The sequence below is a fragment of the Agathobaculum sp. genome (genome assembly GCF_050946325.1).
Classification (GTDB): domain Bacteria; phylum Bacillota; class Clostridia; order Oscillospirales; family Butyricicoccaceae; genus Agathobaculum.
Map to the genome: position 1 here is coordinate 1 of NZ_JBMNUP010000148.1, position 4655 is coordinate 4655.

The window sequence follows — 4655 nt, forward strand, 5'->3', positions numbered from 1 at the left end:
GCCGCCCTGCAGGAACAGCACCTTGTAATTTTCCGGAATGGAGAGCACGCGGCGCAGGCGGGCTTCGGTGTCCTTGATGATGCCGTCATATACCTTAGATCGGTGACTCATCTCCATGACTGACATACCTGAGCCCTTACAGTTGAGCATTTCAGCTGCCGCGCGTTCGAGCACGGGCACCGGAAGCATGGAGGGGCCTGCGGAGAAATTGTAGATACGATTGTCTGCCATAGTGATAGTAACCTGCCTTTCAAATTTCAAGCATTGTTCTTCCCGTTCTGGGAATGCAGTATTCATTATAATATAACCGGCCGTGCTTTACTACAGTGAAAGGAAACAAAATTCCGTCGCCAAAAGACGAATGTCTGCACATTATGGACAGGATATGCCGCTTAACGCCCTTCTGCGCGCCTTTTTTCCGCGCTCTGCCGTCGGGCGGGGGAGCAAAATTTGCCGGCCCTTTCTGCGGGAAAGTTTGCATCATCCGGCTGTCCCGTGCTATAATACATATTATTTCAGCCTGCGCTTTGACAGAAAGGAGGCGCGCCATGTCCTTCCGCCGACCGGCTGCGCCGCGGCCGCAGCTTACACACCGGCAGATCAACCGCCTGATGCCGTTTACCGGCGCGCCGCTGTTCCACACGCTGCAGCTGCTGGCCACGGGCGATTCGGCCCGTTTTCACATGCCCGGCCACAAAGGCGAACCGATCTTCAGCACCTATGCCGAAATTTTTGCGATTGATTTTACCGAAACCTACGGTACGGGCAACCTGTATCTGGGCGACGGCCCGATCCGCGATGCCGAGGTCGCGGCAGCGCGTTATTTCGGTGCGGACGACTGCTTTTTTCTAACCGGCGGCTCGACGCAGGGCATTCTGTCCATGCTGGCTTCGGCCGTGGGCGAGGGCGGCAGCGTACTGCTTGACAGGGAATGCCATAAATCCGTCTGCCATGCCTGCGCGCTGCTGGACATCACGCCGTATTTTATCGAAGCGCCGCTGGTTGAACCGTTCGGCATTTCGGGCGCGCTGGATGCGCAGAAGGCGGCGCGCCTGCTGGATGCCCATCCGGAAATCCGCGCGGTATTGCTCACTTCGCCCACCTATTACGGCGTGCGCAGGGATATCGCCGCATTTTCCCGCGTCTGCCGGGCGCGCGGCAGGCAGCTGCTGGTGGACAGCGCGCACGGCGCGCATTTTCCGGCGCTCGGCCTGGCCACGCCCACGATGGACGGCGCCGATATCGCGGTGCTGTCCGCGCACAAAACGCTGCCCTGTATGGGACAGGGCGCGGTGCTGCTGTGCAGCGGGGATGTGGACCGCGCGCGTCTGCGCGAAAATACCGCGCTGTTCGGCACTTCCAGTCCGTCCTATCCGATTATGGCGTCCATCGACCTTGCCCGCGCCTATATGGAGGGACAGGGCCGCGCAGCCTATATGCGCGCGGCCGGCGTCTGCGCCGATCTGCGCCGGTTCGTACAGGATTACACCTGCTTTTCCGCGCTTTCGCCCGGGCAGTATCCCGCGCTGGACCCCTGCCGCCTGACCGTTTGTACCGCCGGCACCGATGTAACCGGCCATCAGCTTGCCGATATGCTGTGGAGCGAGGCCGGCGTGGCCTGTGAAATGGCCGACGACCGCAACGCCGTCTTTATTCTGACCGGCGCCGATACGGGCGGCACCGTTCGCCGTCTCCGGCGCGCCCTGTGCCGGATTGCGCGCCGCCGGCAAACCGGACCGCTGCCGCCGCCTGCCGCGCCGCTGCCGCCGGCCGAGCGGGTCATGCCCGTGCGGCAGGCGTGGTTTTCGCGCATGCGTTCGGTTGCGCCCGGGGACGCGGCAGGCATGGTCTGCGCGCGGCCCGTTACGCCTTATCCGCCCGGCGTGCCGCTGCTGTGGCCGGGCGAGAAAATTACCCGGGCGCACATTGAACTTATTCGGGAAAGATGGTACAATGGAATCGAAGAAATCCATGTTGTTATTCCAGATTGACTGAGAGGGACCCCTTTATGATGAAAATGGTGCTTGCCATTATCAATTACGACGACGCGCAGGACGTGATGAGCAGCCTGATGAAAGCCGGTTTTTCCATTACAAAACTGGCTACCACCGGCGGCTTTCTCAAAACCGGCAACGTCACCATACTGATTGGCATTGAAGAGGAAAAACTGGACGAATGCTTCCAGATCATCCGCGAACACTCGTCTTCGCGCAAGCAGATTGTGCCGACGACGGGCGAGCTTGGCATGGGATTTTTCCCATCCATGCCCGTACAGGTTGAAGTTGGCGGCGCGACGGTGTTTGTGCTCGGCGTGGAGCGCTTTGAAAAACTGTGATTTCGTTTAACAGTCTGCCGGGCAACGCTGCCCTCAAACGCAGCCTGCAAAACGCGCTGGCCGGCCGTTTTCCGCAGACCGTGCTGCTCTCGGGAGACGACAGCGAGGCGCTTTCCGGTTTTGCAGACGTGCTGGCGGCCGCGCTTCTGTGCGAAAGCGCAGGCCCGCGTCCGTGCGGCGTCTGCCTGTCCTGCCGCAAGGCGGAAGAGGGGATTCATCCCGATTTGACCGTGGTGGACGAGGGCGAAAACGAACTCAAAGTGGACCTTGCGCGGCGCATCAAGGCGGAAAACGCCATCATACCGAATGACGGGCCGCGCCGCGTCACCGTCATCCGGCATGCGCAGAACCTCAATCCCGCCGCGCAGAACGCGCTGCTCAAGGAGCTGGAAGAACCGCCTGCCTTTGCGTTTTTTATCCTGACTGCCGAGCAGCCGGACGCTCTGCTGGAAACAGTGCGTTCGCGCTGCCTCAAGTTTGCGCTCGAACCTTCCGCCGCCGCAGTGACCGACGGAGACGCGGCCGCGCTGCTTGCGCCCTATCTGGCCGCCGTTGCCGAACATCGGGAGGACCGGATGATGCGCGCCGCGCTGGCCCTGGAAAAAACGCCGCGCCGCGCGCTGCTCGGCGTATTCGGCGTGCTGCAGGCCGCGCTGCGGGACGCGGTGTTCCTCGCAAACGGCCTGCCGCAGCCGCCGCTTCAGCCTGCCCTGCGGGAGCAGACCGCGGCGCTTGCCCGCGCGGTTGCGCCTGCGCGGCTGGTCGGGATGTATGATTTTGTCGGCGTATTGTGCGGGCGTGTTTCACGCAATGCTGCGGCCGCCGCCGTCACCAACGCGCTGACGAGCGACGTTTACCGCATTTGCTTCTTATAAAAATCCGAATCAGGAGGATTAGCTGATTGACCACGATTATTGGTGTCCGTTTTAAACCAAACGGAAAAATGTATTATTTTGACCCGCAGGGCGTTGAGGTACCCGTGGGCACGGGCGTCATTGTTGAAACGGCGCGCGGACTGGAATACGGCGAGTGCGTGCAGGGCAATACGGAAGTGCCCGACCAGACGGTTGTGCAGCCGCTCAAGCGCATGGCGCGTATTGCCGGGGAAAATGATTTGAAAATACTTGAGCGCAATAAAAAACGCGCGGACGAGGCGTTTTCCATCTGCAAACAGAAAATTGCCGACCGTGAACTGGAAATGAATCTGGTTGCAGTGGAATGCACGTTCGATATGAACAAGATGCTGTTCTATTTTACCGCGGACGGCCGCGTGGACTTCCGCGAGCTGGTAAAAGATCTGGCCAGCATTTTCCGCACCCGTATCGAACTGCGCCAGATTGGCGTGCGGGACGAGGCCAAGATGATCGGCGGCCTGGGCTGCTGCGGCCGCGAACTGTGCTGCTCCTCCTATCTGGAGGATTTTCATCCTGTGTCCATCAATATGGCCAAGGAACAGAATTTGTCGCTCAATCCGGCCAAAATATCCGGCGTATGCGGCCGTTTGATGTGCTGCCTGAAATATGAACACGAAGCCTATGCCGAGCTGCAAAAGGTTACGCCCAAGCAGGGCAGCGTGGTGGACACGCCTGAAGGCCGCGGCAAGGTGATCTCCACCCAAATGCTGCGCGGCACCTGCAAAGTGCAGCTGGACGACAGTCCGGAGCATTCGCTGACCGAGTTCCAGTGTGCAGACTGTACGCAGGTGCGCGGCGTATGCCGGAACCGGCATAATGCAGCCGCCATGGCGGAAGAGCGCCGCCGCCGCGAGGAGGAAGAGGCGCAGCTTGAGGAGATACCGCAGCAAACGCCGGAACATGCGCCTCGTCCGAGACCCGAAAAGACCGCTCCGCAGGACGTGGAAGGCAGCGCGCTGCCGGAAGACGGTGCAGAAGCGCCTGCCGAAGCCGCGCCGCGCCGCCGTCGCCGTCGTGGCGGCCGCCGCCGGCACAAACCCGCTGACGCAGAAGGCGCTCCGCAGCAGGAGCCGCAGGAATAAAATGCCCCCTCTCTGATATGCACAATCAGAGAGGGGATTTTTTGTGTAAAATTATTTTTGCAGGCGGCTCCGGATTTCTATTATTTTCTATTAATATCCTTTATATGGAAAATAAAAAATTTCTGAAATAGTTGCAAAAGATGCAGAAGAGTGTTATAATATGCCATCTTATTTGTGCAAAAAGTTTTTCCGCCTGCCATCAGAAAAAGGTTCTCGCACTGGTACTGGCGTTCGCATGCGCGTTCACCATGTTCGCTGGTGCGGCATTCACGGATCAGTCGGACATTGAAGCGACTGAAGCCGTTGACATGCTCGTTGCGCTTG

At 59.7% G+C, this 4655-nt stretch carries 5 protein-coding genes and 1 pseudogene; 4 read left to right on the forward strand and 2 right to left on the reverse strand.

Translation table 11 applies throughout. The features are described 5' to 3' along the window. Positions 1-231: aminotransferase class V-fold PLP-dependent enzyme (locus tag ACOYIE_RS09485; RefSeq protein WP_433412637.1), on the reverse strand; the 231-nt coding region annotated here is incomplete at its 3' end. 317 nt (positions 232-548) lie between these two features. On the opposite strand from ACOYIE_RS09485, the gene ACOYIE_RS09490 reads away from it, so the two are divergent. From ACOYIE_RS09490 to ACOYIE_RS09505, 4 genes and pseudogenes are all read left to right on the forward strand, one after another. Next, a complete protein-coding gene (locus ACOYIE_RS09490; RefSeq protein WP_433412639.1) occupies positions 549-1991 on the forward strand; it encodes an aminotransferase class I/II-fold pyridoxal phosphate-dependent enzyme in 1443 nt (480 codons plus the stop codon). A 20-nt stretch (positions 1992-2011) separates the two neighbouring features. Beyond that, positions 2012-2335: a cyclic-di-AMP receptor gene (locus ACOYIE_RS09495; protein ID WP_433412645.1), complete on the forward strand. Its 324-nt coding sequence runs from the start codon at positions 2012-2014 to the stop codon at positions 2333-2335. Further along, entirely contained in the window at positions 2332-3210 is an 879-nt protein-coding gene (locus ACOYIE_RS09500) for a hypothetical protein (RefSeq protein ID WP_433412641.1), read from the forward strand. The genes ACOYIE_RS09495 and ACOYIE_RS09500 overlap by 4 nt, the downstream gene beginning before the upstream one ends. Positions 3211-3236: 26 nt before the next feature. Then, positions 3237-4049: pseudogene (locus ACOYIE_RS09505) on the forward strand (PSP1 domain-containing protein); the annotation flags it as partial. A 362-nt stretch (positions 4050-4411) separates the two neighbouring features. On the opposite strand, the gene ACOYIE_RS09510 reads toward ACOYIE_RS09505, so the two are convergent. After that, on the reverse strand, positions 4412-4655 hold a 244-nt coding region (locus tag ACOYIE_RS09510; protein WP_433412643.1), incomplete at its 5' end, for a hypothetical protein.

Excerpts from the sequence above, each read along its gene's own strand:
- ACOYIE_RS09490 (WP_433412639.1), top strand. The coding sequence starts at position 549 with ATGTCCTTCCGCCGACCGGCTGCGCCGCGGCCGCAGCTTACACACCGG.
- ACOYIE_RS09495 (WP_433412645.1), top strand. The coding sequence starts at position 2,012 with ATGAAAATGGTGCTTGCCATTATCAATTACGACGACGCGCAGGACGTG.